General features: G+C 34.8%; 16 protein-coding genes. 12 read left to right on the top strand and 4 right to left on the bottom strand.

Annotated features, from left to right (window positions below):
* The first annotated feature begins 14 nt into the window (after positions 1-14).
* The 4 genes from A8L32_RS03795 to A8L32_RS03780 are packed head-to-tail and all read left to right on the top strand — an operon-like array spanning position 15 to position 4,634.
* Positions 15-1,055, top strand: a complete 1,041-nt coding sequence (locus A8L32_RS03795) for a vWA domain-containing protein (protein WP_075590086.1) — start codon at positions 15-17, stop codon at positions 1,053-1,055.
* Positions 1,052-1,978, top strand: a complete 927-nt coding sequence (locus A8L32_RS03790; RefSeq protein WP_075590085.1) for a tetratricopeptide repeat protein — start codon at positions 1,052-1,054, stop codon at positions 1,976-1,978. The genes A8L32_RS03795 and A8L32_RS03790 overlap by 4 nt, the downstream gene beginning before the upstream one ends.
* A 37-nt stretch (positions 1,979-2,015) precedes the next feature.
* The gene (locus A8L32_RS03785; RefSeq protein ID WP_143525008.1) at positions 2,016-3,878 is read left to right on the top strand and encodes a BatD family protein; all 1,863 of its coding nucleotides are present in this window, start codon (positions 2,016-2,018) and stop codon (positions 3,876-3,878) included.
* A gap of 6 nt (positions 3,879-3,884) precedes the next feature.
* Positions 3,885-4,634 (top strand): tetratricopeptide repeat protein, encoded by a 750-nt coding sequence (locus tag A8L32_RS03780; RefSeq protein ID WP_075590083.1) that lies wholly within the window; start codon positions 3,885-3,887, stop codon positions 4,632-4,634.
* A gap of 226 nt (positions 4,635-4,860) precedes the next feature.
* Here A8L32_RS03780 and A8L32_RS03775 read toward each other — a convergent pair whose 3' ends face one another.
* Together A8L32_RS03775 and A8L32_RS03770 are read right to left on the bottom strand one after the other, a co-directional pair.
* A complete protein-coding gene (locus tag A8L32_RS03775) occupies positions 4,861-5,184 on the bottom strand; it encodes an STAS domain-containing protein (RefSeq protein WP_075590082.1) in 324 nt (107 codons plus the stop codon).
* Positions 5,185-5,199: 15 nt separating this feature from the next.
* On the bottom strand, positions 5,200-5,691 hold the full coding sequence (locus tag A8L32_RS03770) for an Hpt domain-containing protein (protein ID WP_233145452.1): 492 nt from the start codon (positions 5,689-5,691) through the stop codon (positions 5,200-5,202).
* Between the two features lie 314 nt (positions 5,692-6,005).
* Here A8L32_RS03770 and gcvT point away from each other — a divergent pair, with 314 nt between their 5' ends.
* The 8 genes from gcvT (at position 6,006) to A8L32_RS03730 (ending at position 14,572) form a co-directional block, all read left to right on the top strand.
* A complete protein-coding gene (gcvT, locus tag A8L32_RS03765) occupies positions 6,006-7,088 on the top strand; it encodes a glycine cleavage system aminomethyltransferase GcvT (protein WP_075590081.1) in 1,083 nt (360 codons plus the stop codon).
* Between the two features lie 471 nt (positions 7,089-7,559).
* Positions 7,560-8,630 carry a 3-phosphoserine/phosphohydroxythreonine transaminase gene (gene serC / locus A8L32_RS03760; protein ID WP_075590080.1) on the top strand — a complete coding sequence of 357 codons (1,071 nt, stop codon included), beginning with the start codon at positions 7,560-7,562 and terminating at the stop codon, positions 8,628-8,630.
* Positions 8,631-8,720: 90 nt separating this feature from the next.
* Positions 8,721-9,641: a 3-phosphoglycerate dehydrogenase gene (locus A8L32_RS03755; RefSeq protein ID WP_075590079.1), complete on the top strand. Its 921-nt coding sequence runs from the start codon at positions 8,721-8,723 to the stop codon at positions 9,639-9,641.
* A gap of 161 nt (positions 9,642-9,802) precedes the next feature.
* The gene (locus tag A8L32_RS03750; RefSeq protein ID WP_075590078.1) at positions 9,803-11,053 is read left to right on the top strand and encodes a DUF1015 domain-containing protein; all 1,251 of its coding nucleotides are present in this window, start codon (positions 9,803-9,805) and stop codon (positions 11,051-11,053) included.
* 117 nt (positions 11,054-11,170) lie between these two features.
* Positions 11,171-11,842 (top strand): YggS family pyridoxal phosphate-dependent enzyme, encoded by a 672-nt coding sequence (locus A8L32_RS03745; protein ID WP_075590077.1) that lies wholly within the window; start codon positions 11,171-11,173, stop codon positions 11,840-11,842.
* A 75-nt stretch (positions 11,843-11,917) separates the two neighbouring features.
* The gene (locus tag A8L32_RS03740) at positions 11,918-12,904 is read left to right on the top strand and encodes a dihydroorotate dehydrogenase-like protein (protein ID WP_075590076.1); all 987 of its coding nucleotides are present in this window, start codon (positions 11,918-11,920) and stop codon (positions 12,902-12,904) included.
* A 245-nt stretch (positions 12,905-13,149) separates the two neighbouring features.
* A complete protein-coding gene (locus A8L32_RS03735; protein WP_075590075.1) occupies positions 13,150-14,082 on the top strand; it encodes a hypothetical protein in 933 nt (310 codons plus the stop codon).
* Positions 14,083-14,101: 19 nt separating this feature from the next.
* Complete coding sequence (locus tag A8L32_RS03730) at positions 14,102-14,572, top strand: hypothetical protein (protein ID WP_075590074.1); 471 nt, start codon at positions 14,102-14,104, stop codon at positions 14,570-14,572.
* Between the two features lie 73 nt (positions 14,573-14,645).
* Here the strand turns inward: A8L32_RS03730 and uvrA are convergent, their stop codons facing one another.
* On the bottom strand, positions 14,646-17,444 hold the full coding sequence (uvrA, locus tag A8L32_RS03725; protein WP_075590073.1) for an excinuclease ABC subunit UvrA: 2,799 nt from the start codon (positions 17,442-17,444) through the stop codon (positions 14,646-14,648).
* A gap of 143 nt (positions 17,445-17,587) precedes the next feature.
* Positions 17,588-18,619, bottom strand: coding sequence for an ACR3 family arsenite efflux transporter (gene arsB, locus A8L32_RS03720; RefSeq protein ID WP_075590072.1), 1,032 nt, complete (start codon positions 18,617-18,619; stop codon positions 17,588-17,590).
* Positions 18,620-18,901 lie beyond the last annotated feature (282 nt).

Here is an 18,901-nt window from a genome sequence, read left to right as displayed (position 1 = left end):
AAAACTATATTATCATGTTTAGATTTGAACATCCAGAATTTCTATACTTACTCATACTTATACCTGTGCTTGCATTTACCAGTTTAATTATTGGTAAAAGAAGAAAAAAGGCATTGGAGCGATTCGGTAATCCTGAGTTATTAAACCCATTGATGCCAAGCGCCTCCTCTACCCGACCAGTGATTAAGTTTTATTTAATGCTATTGGCTTTAATCGCCATCATTTTTACTTTGGCTGGACCACAATTTGGCACAAAGCTAGAAACGGTAAAACGCAAGGGAATTGAAATTATCATTGCACTCGATGTTTCTAACAGTATGAATGCGCAGGATATTGAGCCTAGCAGATTGGACAGAGCCAAAAGAGCGATATATCAGCTGGTAGAAAAGCTACAGAATGATAAAATTGGATTAGTGGTATTTGCAGGTCAAGCCTACACACAGCTTCCAATTACTACAGATTATCCTTCAGCACGTATGTTTATTTCAACTATCAATACAGGGATAGTTACAACACAGGGTACAGCCATTGGAACTGCTATTAATAAGTGTGCAGGCTCTTTCAGTGCACAAGAAGATGTAAATAGAGCTATCATTGTTATTACGGATGGAGAAAATCACGAGGACGACGCCATTGGAGCTGCCAAAGCGGCTGCTGAAAAAGGCATTAAAGTATACACTGTAGGTATGGGATTACCCAAAGGAGCTCCTATACCGATTCCCGGTGGTGGAAAAAACAACTTTATGAAAGACCGTGAAGGAAATGTGGTTATTTCGAAGTTGAATGAGGCTATGATGGTAGACATTGCCAATGCGGGTGAAGGCGAATTTATTGCTGCCAATAACATCCGTAAAGGAATGAACGATTTGGTAGACCATCTATCTAAACTTGAAAAAACCGAAATGGAAGCTAAAATATATACCGACTACAAAAGTCAGTTTCAGTTTATTGCCATTTTAGCTTTGCTGTTTCTATTAATTGAGTTTATTGTATTGGAGCGTAAAAACAAATACCTCAGTAAAATTAACTTATTTGAAGAGGAGGATAAAAAATGAGACTAGCACTTATATATATAGCACTTTTTAGCTTGTCAGTAAGTTCCTTTGCACAAAAGGAACGTAAGTTTATTCGCAATGGAAACGGTGAGTTTCAGGATGGTAACTTTATAGAATCGGAAATTGAGTATAAAAAAGCCTTGGATAATTTAAAAGAAGGAGAAAAATCTTTTGAGGCGGAGTTTAATCTGGGCGATGCTTACTATAAACAAGAAAAATACGAAGAGGCTTTTAACCAGTTTAAAAGTATTAATCAGGAAGATTTAAGCAAGGAGCAGAAAGCTATTTTGCAGCATAATATTGGTAATACCTACATGGCTAAAAAGGATATTGATAATGCCATTAAGTCGTATAAGGATGCTTTAAGAAACAATCCTTCGGATGATGAAACTAGGTACAACCTGATTGCTGCCATGAAGATGAAACAGCAACAAGAAGACCAGGAACAAAACCAAGATCAAAATAAGGATCAGAATAAGGACCAAGATCAAAATAAGGACCAGAATCAAGATCAACAGGATCAGCAAAAACAAGATTCTGATGGTGATGGTATTCCAGACGAAAAGGAAAAAGAAGACCAAAACGGAAAGCAAAACGAACAGCAGGATACTGATAAGGATGGAAAACCTGATTATCAAGATGAAGATTCGGATAATGACGGGATACCTGATAAGCAAGAAGCTGGAGATAATCCTAATGAGCCCAAAGATACAGATGGAGACGGAACGCCAGACTATCGTGATACAGATTCCAACAACGATGGAACACCAGATAGCCAGGAACAAAAGCCAGATCCAAACCAAATTTCGAAGGAAGATGCGCAACGTATTTTAAATGCGCTAAACGAAGATGAAAAGGAATTGCAAGAAAACATGCAAAAGAAAAAAGGTAAAGCAGTTAAAAGCATTGAAAAAAACTGGTAAAGCTTTATTCGCACACAACTAGATAAAAATTCTATTTTTGCCTAAGAATTTCAACATTGAGATGATGTACAAAATTAAATACATACTATTTGCCTGCTTATTATTTGCTTTTATCAGCAATATTAAAGCGCAAGATATTCAGTTTACGGCTAAAGCCAAATCGGCCGTTTTAACTGGAGAAAAATTCCAGTTGGTATATTCAGTCAACGAAGAAGGTGAAGATTTCAGGTTACCTCCTTTAGCCGACTTTTCTGTATTAATGGGACCGAGCGTTATGACGAGTTCAAGCACTCAAATTATTAATGGAAAAGTGACTCGTAGCAGACAATATACTTATACCTACATTTTAAAATGTGATAAAGAAGGTAAGTATAATATAGCCCCTGCTCAAATTACAATTGATGGCAAAAAATATTCCAGTAATTCGCTGAATGTTGAAATCATTAAAAATGCTGGTGCAGGATCATCTCAAGCACAGCAAAATCAATCTTCATCAGAAAGTGGTTCATTTTCTAATGATGATCTTTTTATTAAAGTAACGCCGAATAAGAGAAGCATTTATCAAGGCGAACCGCTTGTACTGACCACTAAAATTTATACGCTTATTGATTTAGATAATGTATCGGATATTAAACATCCTGATTTTAGAAATTTTATTGTTCAGGATTTATCAGATGCCAGTAACATTAATTGGTCGTACGAGGTAGTCAATAACAAACAATATAGAGTTGGTACTTTTGAGCAAAAGGTACTTTACGCACAAAAAACAGGAACCGAAAATATTGCAGCTACAGAAATTGAATTTCTTATCAAACAAAGGGTGCGAAGACGGTCTCAAAGTATTTTTGACGACTTCTTCGACAACAACTATCGCATTGTTAAAAAACGCGTTAAGTCAAAACCTATAAAAATTACAGTTAAACCGTACCCAAGTGGCAAACCAAGTGGTTTTTCAGGTGCTGTTGGGCAGTTAAACATGAAGGTAAACACTTCAACCAACAAGGTAAAAGTGAATGATGGTATCACCATTAAAGTGACTGTTTCTGGAACAGGAAATCATAAATTAATGTCAACACCAAAATTCGATTTTCCTACTGATTTTGATTTATTTGAACCTACAGCTAAAAACAACTTTAAGAATACTGTTTCAGGGATGCAAGGTACGAAGACTTATGAGTATCTTATTATTCCTCGTTTTCCTGGAAAATACACTATCGATCCTTTAGTGTTTTCTTACTTTGATTATAAAGCAAAGAGGTTCAAATCTATTAAGTCAAGACCTATAAATATTGAGGTAGAGAAAGGAGAAGGTGGCGAAGAATACACAGGAGGAACTTATAGTCCATCAAGTGTAAATAGAGAGCAAGTTAAATTTGTAGGTAAGGATATTCGCTTTATTAAAACAGGTAAAGCTCACCTTAAACCTATTGGAACTTTCTTCTTTGGTTCAATCGGTTTCTACTTTGGATATATCATACCATTATTAGTTTTATTGTTGGTATTTATACTTTACCGCAAGCGTATGCACGAAAATGCTAATATGCATTTAGTGAAGAATAAAAAAGCCAGTAAAATGGCTCAAAAACGCTTGAAGAAGTCCTCTACATTATTAAAAGAAAGAGATCATGAGGCATTTTATGATGAAGTATTAAAAGCTCTTTATACTTACTTAAGTGATAAGCTATACTTACCTGTAAGCGAATTAAACAAAGAAAAAGTAAGTAATTTAATTGAAGAAAGAGGCGTAGAAAGCAGTGTTAAAGATGAGCTAATCTCGATATTGGATACCTGCGAATTTGCTCGTTATTCTCAAGAATCAGGAGCTACTGAAGAAATGGATAAATTGTATAAACGTGCCTTAGATAACATTGGCAAATTAGATAGTCAAATTAAAAAGTAGAGCAAAATGAAAAAATTAATCACATATATTATTTGTTTTGTGGCTTTTATTAATATCCATGCGCAAGACAACAGGTTTGAAAACGGAAACACTTTTTTCTCGGAAGAGAAATACGAAGAAGCCATTGAAGCTTATAGTGAAATATTAGATTCTGGTGTTGAGAGCACGGAGGTATATTTTAATTTAGGTAATGCTTATTACAAAACGGGCAAACTACCTGAGGCTATTTTAAGTTACGAAAGAGCTTTACTCCTATCTCCTAACGATAAGGATGTAAAATATAACTTGGAGATGGCCAATATGCAGGTAACTGATAAGTTAGAAACGGTTGGTGAATTCATTTTAATTTCTTGGTTCGAAGATTTTAAAAATACAAACAAATCCGATTCTTGGGCAATTATCTCCATCATTGCATTTGTATTAGCCGCACTAATGATTGGATTCTTCTTTTTATCTAGAAGTCGTGCCATTAAGCAATTTTCATTTGGCATGTCTATTTTATTAGTAATTGTGTCCGTAGCTGCATTCAATTTTGCAGGAGCACAAAAAGACAGATTAACCAACAGAAATACGGCTATTATTTTTGAACCTTCAGTGAGTATTAAAAGTTCTCCTTCTGCAGGTGGTACAGATTTATTTATCCTTCACGAAGGAACCAAAGTTGAAATACTGGAAGAAGTACAAGGCTGGAACAGAATAGAGATAAGCGATGGTAACGATGGCTGGCTCCCAAGCTCAACTATCGAAACAATATAATATCAAAGGCCGCTTTTAAAGTGGCCTTTTTTGTGGGTAAACAATGTACAACTCACCGGATGGCATCTATATTTCCTACTCATTTATTGAGCCCATGCGAATTAATATTAAACACCCTTGCAAAATGGTAAATCTTTTGCACCATTAATCCCGATTTATTCGAACAAAAAAAACCTGAGAAGCTAACTTCACAGGTTTCATTTTATAATATTATGATAGAATAAGTTTATAATGAACTTTCATCTTCACGAATTTCGAATACTTTATCTAATTTCATTAAAGAAAGTAAACTCATTACATCCTTCTGGATAGAACACAAGAGAAACAAAGTCTCATTCTGTCTGGCTGTTTTTAAGGCGGAAATTAATACCCCAATACCAGTACTATCTATAAATTGTATATTAGATAAATTAAGTACTACTTTCCCATTGTCTCCACCAACAATAGAGCTTAATTCACTTTTCACTTCATCCGCCACTGCGGCAGTTAGTCTGTCCGATTCTTTAATACCGGCAACTATATATCCTTCGTTTATTTTAGTTTCAATCATGAGAGTATGAAAGGTTTAATATGTGCTAATCTCTTTATTTAATTCTTCTACAGCAACATTACAAACTGCTGTAAATTTGTTAATCAATTCTTCTAATTTATCCTTGCTCGCATTATCTACCACCCAAGTTATCCTATTTTCAGGATAACTATCCAGGCTACGCTGCAAAGTATTTACTTCATCTTTTTGTGCATCCGTAATACTTTCCTTATCTGACAATTCATTGATACGTAATTGTTTAGCTAACAATTCCATATTTTTAAGGTCAACATTACCTAATTCTTCCATTCCCATCGACATTACTGATGACTTTGCTTTATGAGCAATTGCGGCTACTTTAACCCAATCTTTATCCCTCATACTTTCTGCAAAACCATCTGTAAACTCTGGCATCTGATCCAAAAAGATCTCTACTAATTCTTTTATTATATCCTTATCCCCTTCGGCAATACCTTCTAGGTACGATAAGTCAATTTGTGTATAATCCTCGGCCATACGGTCTAGCATTAATTTTGTTTGTTATTTATTACAAAACTAGTTTTTTTTATGAAACAAGCATGATTTTAGCTTGTTAAATTCTTAGCATCATGTAAAATTGTATTGTTTTTATACTTTAAATAGGGTATAACAACACATATTAAAACACAAGCAAAACCACTCCTACCTATGTTTTAGCCAAGCTATATCATACTAAAAGCATATTTTTACACCAAGTAATGATAAAAGTAAGCTTAAAAGCAAAGTAATTATCATATTTGAGCAAAATGCAATTATATACATTTGTAAGCAACAACTAGAAATTTGTAATAGAAATTTATCATATGAAGAAAACAGCATTCAACTCTATTCACCATAGCTTAAATGCTAAAATGGTACCTTTTGCTGGCTACGAAATGCCCATCGAATATACAGGAATAAACGACGAACACATGCAAGTTAGAAATAATGTTGGCGTTTTTGATGTTTCGCATATGGGTGAGTTTTGGGTAAAAGGCCCTAACGCCTTTGAGTTTATTCAAAGAGTGACTTCAAACGATGTGGGTAAATTAAGTATTGGTAAAGCACAATACTCATGTTTCCCTAATGGACAAGGCGGAATTGTAGATGACTTATTGGTATATAAATACGAGGAAGAAAAATACCTTTTAGTGGTCAATGCTTCTAATATTGAAAAAGATTGGAACTGGTGTATTGAAAACAACACCATGCATGCGGAATTAGAAAACGCCTCAGATGAAATTTCGCAATTGGCTATTCAAGGACCTAAGGCCATTGAAACTTTACAAAAGCTTACCGATATTAACTTATCTGAAATTCCATATTATAGTTTTGTAACCGGAAAAATTGGAGGTGTAAATGATGTAATAATATCTAATACAGGATACACTGGCGCTGGAGGCTTTGAGCTTTACATATATAATAAAGATGCTACAACATTATGGGAAAGTATTTTTAAAGCAGGTGCCGAATATGACATTAAACCCATTGGCTTAGCAGCCAGAGACACCCTAAGATTAGAAATGGGATTTTGCTTGTATGGCAACGACATTAATGATACCACCTCTCCTATTGAAGCTGGTTTAGGCTGGATTACAAAATTTACCGACAGCAATGATTTCATAGATAGAGAAGCTCTTCTATCTCAAAAAGAGAATGGTGTTACGCGTAGATTAAGAGCTTTTAAAATGATAAATAGAGGTATACCACGTAAGGACTACGAAATAGTAGATAATGAGGATAATGTTATTGGTCATGTTACCTCAGGAACACAATCGCCAGTTTTAAAAAGCGGTATAGGTATGGGTTATGTAAAAACCGATCAGGCTAAGTTTGGTACTGAGATTTTTATTAAAGTAAGAAACAGAAAGCTAAAGGCTGAAATTGTTAAAGCACCATTTATTTAAGATAAAATTAAAGTTTAGTGAATAGGGGTATATATTTCTGTATTTTTATGCAAAAATATTTCATATATTGGATATGAAATGAGTAGCAATAAATGACAAACATTATTAATTAAAGAAATTTTTCGTGATTAAAGTCAGTTTTTACAAGTTCATTTCTTAAGCACACACAACCTTATATAACAACAAGTTAAAGACCACCACACATGCTTTAGACCTTAAATACCATAACAATTAGTTATATTATATAACTATGTTTTATGGTAAAAAATGGGTTTTAGTGACAGATTTTTCTAATTTTGCGCAAGTAAACAAAGAAATAAGAATCATATCACATAAAAATTCATCTTTTTACGTAAAGATTCTTGAAGTTTGTAGAGATTAACAAACAGAATTATAAAAATAAGTATTAACCATTATCGATACTATAGCCTGACTTTTGGCTATCAAGTGTAAGAAAAAATTAATTATCGCATGAAAAAGCACAATTTTTACGCCGGACCATCTATTTTACCGGAATTCACCATTAAAAATACAGCTGAAGCTGTTTTAAATTTTGCTGGAACAGGTTTATCAGTAATGGAAGTATCGCACCGTTCAAAAGAATTTGTAGCGGTAATGGATCAAGCTATTGCTCTTGTAAAAGAATTATTAAACGTACCTGCAGGTTACCAAGTTGTTTTCATTGGTGGTGGAGCGAGCACACAATTTTGTATGGTTCCTTTTAACCTAATGAAATCGAAAGCTGGTTACTTAAACACTGGAGCTTGGGCTGCTAAAGCACAAAAAGAGGCTAAATTATTTGGTGATGTTATTGAAGTAGCTTCTTCTAAAGATGCCAACTATAATTATATTCCTAAAGGATTTGACGTTCCTTCGGATTTAGATTATTTACATATTACAACAAACAACACCATCTACGGTACTGAAATCAAAACTGATTTAGACCTTGGTGTACCAATTGTAGCTGATATGTCTTCTGATATATTCTCTCGTCCTATTGACGTTTCTAAATACGATATTATTTATGGTGGTGCTCAAAAGAACCTTGCTCCTTCAGGAGTTGCTTTTGCCATTGTAAAAGAAGGTGCACTAGGAAAAGTAGATCGTCAGATTCCTACCATGTTAGACTATAGAACTCACATTGATAAAGAGTCTATGTTTAACACTCCTCCTGTACTACCTGTATACGCTGCTTTACAAACCTTAACTTGGTTAAAAGACAACGGTGGTATTGCTTCAATGGAGAAAAGGAACATCGAAAAAGCAGGTCTTCTTTACGATGAAATTGAAAGCAATAAATTCTTTAAAGCAACTGTTGAAGCTGACGAGGACAAATCGTTAATGAACATTTGTTTTGTAATGAACGATGAGTATACTGAGTTAGAAAAAGACTTTATGGAATTAGCTACATCTAAAGGATGTGTTGGTATCAAAGGTCACCGTTCAGTAGGTGGATTTAGAGCTTCTACTTATAACGCATTACCAAAAGAAAGCGTTGAAGTACTTGTAGCTGCCATGAAAGAATTCGCTTCTAAGCACTAGAATAAAATACAACTAAATAGGGATTCCGAAATCTTATTTAGGTTTCGGTTTTTCCATTTTTATAAACTGATAAACACAAATCATTATATTATGACAAAAGTACTTGTAGCTACAGAAAAGCCTTTTGCTAAAGCAGCTGTAGATCAAATTGAAGCTGTTGTTAAAGAAGCTGGTTTCGACTTTGCTTTACTTGAAAAATATGCTGATAAAGCAGAGCTTTTAGAAGCTGTTAAAGATGCATCTGCATTAATCGTTCGTTCTGATAAAGTTACATCTGAAGTAATTGAAGCAGCTAAAGAATTAAAAATTGTTGTTAGAGCAGGTGCTGGATACGATAATTTAGACCTAGAGGCTTGTACTGCTAATAATGTAGTAGCAATGAACACCCCAGGACAAAACTCTAACGCAGTAGCTGAGTTAGCTTTTGGTATGATGATTGCCATGGCTCGTAACGCTTATAACGGTACTGCAGGAACTGAGTTAAAAGGAAAAAAGATTGGTATTCACGCATACGGAAACGTAGGTTTATACGTAGCTAAAATTGCACAAGGAATTGGTATGGATGTTTATGCATTTGACCCATTTGTTGATGATGCTAAAATTAAAGCTGACGGTGTAACACCAGTTGCTTCTGTTGAGGAATTATATTCAACTTGTCAGTATGTATCTTTACATATTCCAGCTACTCCAACTACTAAAGAATCTATCAACTTCGATTTATTATCTAAAATGCCTAAAGGTGGTGTATTAGTTAATACTGCTCGTAAAGAGGTGATTCACGAAGCTGAGATGATTAAATTAATGATGGAAAGAGAAGATTTCTGTTATATCTCGGACATTGCTCCCGATAACAAAGAAGATTTTGCTCCATTTGGCGGAAGATTTTTCTTCACACCTAAAAAAATGGGTGCTCAAACAGCTGAAGCTAACATCAACGCTGGTGTTGCTGCTGCAAATCAAATTGCTGATTTTATTAAAAATGGAAACGAGACTTTTAAAGTAAATAAGTAATCCATTTTATCAAAATACCAAAGGGTGTCTGTAAAGGCACCCTTTTTTTATGCCAAAAATCAGGGTTTATAGTCCTCTCTCCTTGATAAATATCACTATTCTTTATAAATTTTAGTAATTATATTGTATTCAGTAAAAACAGTGACTAAAATTTAATTGATATGGCTATAGTAAAACCTTTTAAAGGCCTACGCCCACCGCAAGATATTGCCAACACACTGGCTTGTTTGCCTTACGATGTAATGAACCGCGAAGAAGCAGCCAAGATGGCTGAAGGCAAACCTGAATCTTTATTACATATCACGCGAAGCGAAATTGATTGTACAGCTGATACCGATATACATTCACAGGAAGTTTACGATAAATCCATCCACAATTTTCAAATGTTTCAGGAAAAGGGATGGCTGTTTCAAGAAAGGGAAGCACGATTTTATATATATGCTCAAACAATGGAAGGTAGAACGCAATATGGTATTGTGGCTGCAGCTTCGGTAGATGATTATTTAAATGGTGTTATTAAAAAGCATGAGCTTACGCGAAGTGAAAAAGAAAAAGATCGTATGATTCATGTTAGCATGAACAATGCAAATATTGAGCCTGTGTTTTTCACTTATCCCAACGTAAAAGAAATTGATGATATAGTTGAGGACTATGTAAAAAATAATGATCCCGAGTACGATTTTACTGCGGAAGATGGTTTTGGTCACCACTTTTGGGTTGTTAGAGGGGAAAATATCAATCAGCAAATTGAAGAACTTTTTGCCACTAAGGTACCTGCTACTTACGTGGCCGACGGACATCATCGCACAGCGGCTGCGGCTTTGGTAGGAAAAGAAAAGCGTGAAAAAAATCCAAATCATACAGGCAATGAAGAATACAATTTCTTTTTGGCCGTGCATTTTCCAGATACTCAATTAAAAATTATTGATTACAATAGAGTAGTAAAGGACTTAAACGGACTTACTAAAGGCGATTTTTTATCCAGACTTAAAGTAAGTTTCGAAATAAGTGAAATATCAGAGGAAATTATAAAGCCTAATGAACTTCACGAATTTTCTATGTATATTGATAATAAATGGTATCGCTTAAAAGCAAAAGCAGGTACATTTAACGATAATGATCCTATTGGTGTGCTTGATGTAACAATTTTGTCTGACTTGGTTTTAGATGACATTTTAGGCATTAAAGATTTAAGAACAGATAAAAGAATAGACTTTGTAGGAGGAATCAGAGGTTTAGGTGAATTATCTAAAAGAGTAGATAGTGGCGAAATGAAAGTGGCCTTTGCCATGTATCCAGTATCTATGCAACAACTTATTGACATTGCTGATACAGGTAATATAATGCCTCCAAAAACAACTTGGTTTGAACCAAAATTAAGGTCAGGCTTGGTTATTCATAAATTGGATTAGTTCTTTGTCCCACCATAATCTAAAAGAGATTGTCATTATTCGGCAGTCTCTTTTTGCTTTAATAAAGATGGTTCAACCACTAATTATGGTATTTTTGCATCAGAAAAACATAGTACAATGTCAATTGCAGATAATTTAAATAAAATAAAAACAATTCTTCCAGAGCAGGTTACTCTAGTAGCGGTATCTAAAACAAAACCTAATTCAGATATTCTGGAAGCCTACAATGCTGGACAAAGGGTATTTGGTGAGAATAAGGTACAGGATTTGGGTAAGAAATATGAAGAACTCCCCAAAGATATTGAATGGCACTTTATTGGTCATTTGCAATCTAATAAGGTAAAGTACATTGCTCCATTTGTTAGTTTATTACACGGTGTTGATTCATTAAAACTATTAAAGACTATCGATAAAGAAGGCAAAAAAAACAATCGAGTTATTAAATGTTTGTTACAATTTCATATAGCTGAAGAGAGCACAAAGTTTGGTTTCAACTTACAAGAAATTGAAGAACTCCTTCAAAGTTACCCTATCCATGGATTTGAAAACATTGAAGTTTGTGGAGTTATGGGAATGGCCACCTACACAGATGATGAAGATCAGGTAGCCAAAGAGTTTAGCAGTCTTAAAACCATCTTTAAACAGTTAAAAAAATCCCACTTTAATGGTCAGTCTTCTTTTAAAGAGATATCAATGGGCATGTCAGGCGATTATCCCATTGCTATAAATAATGGCAGCACCATGGTAAGAGTAGGAAGCTCCATTTTTGGTGCTCGAAACTATCATTAAAAGGATTAAGTATAGATTTTACGCTGATAATCTCCAAAAAAAATTATATTTGTTCGAGATAAAAAAAACAATTCTATGTCAAATTTAAATACTACCTACCTGGGGCTAAAACTTAAAAATCCTATAGTTGTTAGTAGTTCAGGATTAACCAATAGCGTTGATAAAATTCAGAAACTGGTAGATGCTGGTGCTGGTGCTGTTGTTTTAAAATCTCTTTTCGAAGAGCAAATAAACCACGATATCAACAAGCAAATACAAGGTGGAGAAGGATATGATTACCCCGAAGCAATGGATTACATTGCAGGGTATACTAAAGATAATTCTGTTGGCGAATATTTAAAATTAATTTCAGAAGCAAAAGCCAAGTTCGATATTCCAATTATAGCAAGCATCAACTGTTTTTCTTCTAACGAATGGATTTCTTTTGCTAAGCAAATTGAAGAAGCTGGAGCAGATGCTATTGAATTAAATGTGCATGTAGTAAATACAGATAAAAATGTTGAGGCATCTGTTATCGAGGGGTTATACTATTCAATCGCCGAAAATGTGAATAGTGCCTTAAATATTCCATTTGCTATGAAACTTGGTGATAACTTTGCCAATATTGTTGCTGTAGTAAATAAGCTATATGCTATCGGAGCAAAAGGAGTAGTATTATTCAACCGCTTTTACCAACCAGATATCGATATTAATCAATTAAGTTTAGTTTCGGCATCTGTATTTAGTACTCCTGCTGATATTCGCAAGTCGTTAAGATGGGTAGCTATTGTTGCTGATAAAGTAGAACAAGTTAACATTTCTGCTTCCACGGGTAATCACGATGGCGAAGCGGTTATTAAACAATTACTAGCTGGAGCAACTACTGTTCAGGTTTGTTCTGCTGTGTATCAAAAAGGTCCAAAGGTAATTTCTGATATCTTAAACGAGTTATCTTATTGGATGGATGAAAAGAATTTTAGTGATATTAATGCCTTTAGAGGAATGATGAGCTATCGAAAAATTAAAGATCCAGCCATGTACGAAAGAGCTCAATTTATGAGATACTTTTCGAATATGGAATAAATAAAATTTAAAAAAGCTTCTGAATAATACATGTCAGAAGCTTTTTTTTATCATTTCATCAACAAAAGCAGATAAAAGACATTACATTTAAATTTTATTTGATATTTTAGCTTATAAATATTGACACTATTGGTTTGCACGCAAAAATCATGGGCTTGTAAACCTGCCATAGTAATAAAATCCTAGCAATTACGGTCTTTATTCTTGGTTATAAAATTTGAATATCGACACAAAAATTTAACAAAATGAGAAAAACTTTTCTTTTAGTTTCTAAATTCATTTTCACATTCATTATTGCCATAAGTATATTATCTTCTTGTCAGTCTAGCGATAAGAAAAAAAACAATGAGCAAACTGAACTAATTGAATCAACAAAAAAAGATGTTGATCCAAAAATGATGGAGGATTTCAATAAGTCAAAACTGATTTTTTATTCATTACCCTCTCCACTTGAAACGGCTATGTTAATTAAAAGATCGGGTGCTCGCTACGACGAGGAAATATTAAATCCGATTGGTAACGTAACCAACTACAACACAAATCTTAAAATGGCCTTAAACCTAGGTGTTTATAGTGCTGACTTAAGTTACACCAGTCTTTTCGATCAAACACAAAGCGCTATTCAATATATGGGATGTGCTAAAAAATTAGCTGAAGGACTAAGTATTATAGATGCCATTGACGAAAACACCATGAAACAATTGGAAGATAACATGAATAACAGAGATGCTGTTCTGGAAATAATCTCCGAAACGTTTATGACCTCAAATGCCTATCTAAAAGAAAACGATAGAGCTGCTATTTCAGTGATGGTTCTTGTAGGTGGATGGGTTGAAGGATTATACTTAGCTTCTGCTCTAACCAACGGCTCTATGGATAATAACAAAAGGTTATTAGACAGAATTGTTTACCAGAAGTTATCTTTAATTACTGTAATGAATTTATTAGACTCTCATCCTGAGAATGAAGACATTCAGTACTTACATGGAAAGATGAACGAATTAAAAGCGATTTTTGAGCAAGTAAAAATCGTTAATACTTCTAAAGTACAGTCGGAAACAGATAAAGAAAATAGAGTAACTACTATTAAAGCTGACTCTGAAACACAAATATCGAAAGAAGTATTTGAAGCTTTAATTAATAAAGTTACCGAGATTAGAACTGAATTTGTATCATAAACCAACAGTATATTTTAGAATGAAAAACAACAAAAAAGCCCTTACTGTTGGCTTACTAACACTACTCATGTGCTTCATTGCTCACACTGGCTTTGCTCAATGTGCAAGTTTTGCAAAAAACGTTGGCAAAATTAAGCTTGGAGAATTTGTACATGACGGAAACTACAATGCCACGGTTCTTGGTGCAGGTGACACTGCCGAACTTTATAAAACCTTTTTTGCCAACCAAAAGTATAGAGTAGCCATCAGTAAAATTGAGAACCTACCAAATATTCACTTTAGGTTAGTTGATAAAGAGAATAACATCCTTTTCGATAATCAAGAACATGACTTTACAGATGTATGGGATTTTACGGTTGAGTCTACCCAAATGCTAATTCTTAAGTTAAAAGTGCTTGATGATTACGATATGGAAACGGAAATAACACAAGGTTGTGTGGCCGTTCTTTTTGGAATTGAAAAGGAAAAGAAGAAAAAGAAGAAAAAGTAAAACTAATTTTATAGAAACAAAAAAAGCTGCCATGTGCAGCTTTTTTTGTTTCCAATATTTTCCTTCTAAATGCTTATTCTAAATAAGGTTTTAAGAATCTACCTGTATAAGATTCTTCTACTTCAATCAGTTTTTCTGGGGTTCCTTCGTAAACCAAGTGTCCTCCTTTATCACCCCCTTCTGGACCTAAATCAATAATCCAGTCAGCCGATTTTATAATTTCCATATTATGCTCGATGATGACCAAAGAATGGCCTTTAGCTATCAATGCATCAAAAGCCTTTAATAGTTTCTGAATATCGTTAAAATGCAGTCCTGTTGTGGGCTCATCAAATATAAACAAGGTTGGTTCATTTTTTTCCTTAGCCAAAAACGAAGCCAGCTTAACACGTTGACTTTCTCCTCCTGACAAAGTACTCGATGACTGTCCCATCTTTACATAGCCCAGTCCTACATCAGCTAATGGTTTTAATTTATTGACAATGCGTTTTTCTGTATTCCCCTCTCCTTCTGCAAAAAATTCAATGGCTTGCTCAATGGTCATCTCTAATATATCATGAATCCCATTGCCTCGATATTTCACCTCTAAAACATCACTCTTAAATCTTTTACCATGGCAGTTTTCACAAGTCAATATAATATCGGCCATAAACTGCATTTCTACCTTTATGGTACCTTCTCCCTGGCACTCTTCACATCTACCACCATCAATATTAAAGGAGAAATGAGAAGCTTTATATCCATTAATCTTTGAAGCTTGTTGGTCGGCCATTAACTTACGAATTTCGTCATAAGCCTTTAGGTAGGTAGCTGGGTTAGAACGGGAAGATTTACCGATAGGATTTTGATCCACATACTCCACCTCCGTTATCTGATCTATGCTTCCTTGTAATAAATCAAAGGCTCCTGTTTTATCCGCATATCCACCTAAACGTTTTTTAATTGAAGGATATAATATGGTGCTAATTAATGACGATTTTCCAGACCCTGAAACACCAGTAATTACATTTAATACATTCAAAGGTATTTTTACATCAATACCCTTTAAGTTATTTTCTCTGGCTCCAAGTATCTCTATATAGTTATTCCAACTTCTTCTGGAACTTGGTAGCTCTATCTTTTTAGCTCCAAACAAATATTGGTGCGTTAAACTCAACTGTGCATCGGCATTTTCTTCAAGTTTACCTTTAAACACCACCTCACCACCTAAACGACCTGCACCTGGACCTATATCCACAATTTCATCTGCAGCACGCATAATATCTTCATCGTGCTCCACCACAATAACGGTGTTACCCATTCGCTGTAGCTCTTTTAATACTTTAATCAGTAAAGCAGTATCTCTAGAATGTAGTCCAATACTTGGTTCATCTAATATATATAAGGAGCCTACTAGAGTGCTTCCTAAAGAGGTTGCTAAATTAATACGCTGGCTTTCACCTCCAGATAGCGTAGATGACAAGCGATTTAACGTCAAGTAGCCCAAACCAACCTCATATAAAAACTTAAGCCTGGTGTTTATCTCTCTAAACAAGCGTAAACCTACTTTTTGCTCGTGCTCGTTCAGCTCTAAATTCTGAAAGAAATCCATTAACTCCGTCAATGGCATCAATACTAATTCAGAAATACTCTTGCCGCCTACTTTTACATACGAGGCTTCTTTCTTTAATCTCGTTCCATTACACTCCGGACATTTCGTTTTTCCTCTATATCGCGAAAGCATAACACGATACTGAATCTTATATTGTTGTTCCTCGACGTGTTTAAAGAATGTATCAATGCCATGAAAATACTTATTCCCTTTCCATAACATCTTGCGCTCTGCATCTGATAATTCATAGTACGGTTTGTGCACTGGAAAATCAACATGGTGAGCTGCTGAGATGAGCATCTTTTTGTACTCGCCCATTTTATCACCCTTCCAACAAGCTACTGCATCTTCAAAAATAGAAAGTGATTTATTAGGAATCACCAAATCAGCATCGATACCAATAACGCTACCAAAGCCTTCGCACTTTTTACAGGCTCCAACAGGGTTGTTGAAGGTAAACATATGCTCGCTGGGTTCCTCAAATTCAATTCCATCTAACTCAAACCGATTGGAGAAAGTATATGTTTGGATATTATCCTTTTCAAAGACTTTAACGAGGCATTCTCCTTTTCCTTCGAAAAAAGCCGTCTGTATAGAATCCGCTAAACGCGATAAATTATCCTCATCTTTAGACGCTGTTGCCCTATCAATAACCAGATTAAGCTTATTACAACCTTCTAGGAACTTATCATCGTTCAGTATATCTTCAATTTTATAAAAATCGTTCTCCACTTCCACACGAACAAAACCTTGTTTCATCAACACCTCTAGGTGCTCGCCACAAGTTCTTCCTTCTGGAATATGAATATTTGATAAAATTACCAAACGGGTTTTATCATCATGGTTAACTATATGATTGACCACATCAGATACATAATGACGTTTTACTTCCTTCCCCGACTCAGGTGAAATAGTTTTACCAATTCTTGCAAAAAGCAGTTTCATGTAATCGTAAACCTCTGTTGAAGTACCGACTGTTGAGCGCGGATTTCGGGTATTTACCTTTTGCTCAATGGCAATGGCAGGTGGAATTCCTTTAATAAAATCCACTTCTGGCTTATCTATTCTGCCTAAAAACTGGCGCGCATAAGAACTTAAACTCTCCACATACCGCCTCTGCCCTTCTGCATATAAAGTATCAAATGCCAAGGATGACTTACCCGAACCAGAAACGCCAGTAATGACAATAAATTTATTGCGAGGAATATCCAGGTCGACACCTTTTAAGTTGTGAACCCTTGCTCCTTTTATTTGAATACTTTTTGAAACAGAATTTGCCATGAAGTAATTTTATTAGGACGACAAAGATATTAAAATACCACAGACGAATATATGATTGAGCCAGCCAATTCTTAAAAATTAGGCATAAAAAAAGCCTGCAAAAATCGTATTTCTGCAGGCGTAATATCATATTTTGTGCTTGCCTAAAACTTATTTTTATTGGCAATAGCCACTAAAGAAAGCATGACTGGAACTTCTACCAAAACACCTACTACGGTTACTAATGCAGCGGGCGATTGTAAGCCAAATAAAGCAATTGCTACAGCAACAGCTAACTCGAAAAAGTTACTAGCTCCAATCATGGCTGCAGGAGAACATACCGCATGTGGTAACTTCAACTTTTTACCACCAAACCAAGCGATAAAAAAGATAAAATAGGTTTGAATAATTAAAGGCACTGCAACCAATACTATAATGAGTGGATTTTCGGTAATGATGTTACCCTGAAAAGCAAATAACAGCACTAAAGTTAAAAGAAGTGCTATAATAGAAACGGGTTTAAACTTGGGTAAAAAACTATTCGTGAACCATTCCTTCCCTTTGTTTTTAACGAGTGCTTTATTGGTTATATATCCTGCCAATAAAGGTATTACCACAAAGATAAATACACTGGCTACTAAGGTATCGTATGGCACTTGCACATCAGTTACGCCTAACAAAAGGCCTACAATAGGAACAAATGCCACCAAAATAATTAAATCGTTAACAGCTACCTGAACCAAGGTATAATTAGGATCGCCTTTGGTTAAGTAACTCCATACAAAAACCATAGCTGTACAAGGTGCTGCGCCCAGCAAAATAGCTCCGGCAATGTACTCTCCTGCTAATTCAGGAGAAATATAAGCGGCATATATTTTAGTGAAGAAAATCCACGCAAAAAATGCCATTGTAAAGGGCTTAATTAACCAGTTAACTACCAATGTTAGCATGAGTCCTTTCGGGTTCTTACCTACATTTTTAATGCTCGAAAAATCAATTTGAAGCATCATTGGGTATATCATCAGCCAAACTAAAATGGCCACTGGAATATTTACTTTAAATACTTCCAAGGAACTTAAAACCTGCACACTTTCGCCTGCAAAATTTCCAATTAATATACCTACTCCAATACATAGAGCTACCCAAAGCGATAAATACTTTTCAAAGAAACCTATCTCTGCTTTACTTTCTGCCATGATATTTTAAATAATTAATGAAACATAGTTGCAGTAGTTAATATACCTTTTGCAACTACGCTGTTATAATAAATGACGATTATCCGATCGAACCCCAGTTAGATTAAAACAAATATCTCATTTTCAACAAGCTATTTACCTTTAGCCGGCGGGCTTTTACTTTCTTCCTTCAACTCAGGAAAATTGCTTTCAAAAACAATAAAAACATCATATCTATAAAACAATACTTTTCTTTTGCTCAAGCCGCAAGGCTTCCACTTTTTTCTTCAGTCAAAAAAGTGG

Origin of the sequence: Labilibacter marinus (assembly GCF_001659685.2) — a bacterium.
Classification (GTDB): Bacteria; Bacteroidota; Bacteroidia; order Bacteroidales; family Marinilabiliaceae; genus Saccharicrinis; species Saccharicrinis marinus.
This window is presented reverse-complemented; position numbering and strand designations above follow the sequence as displayed.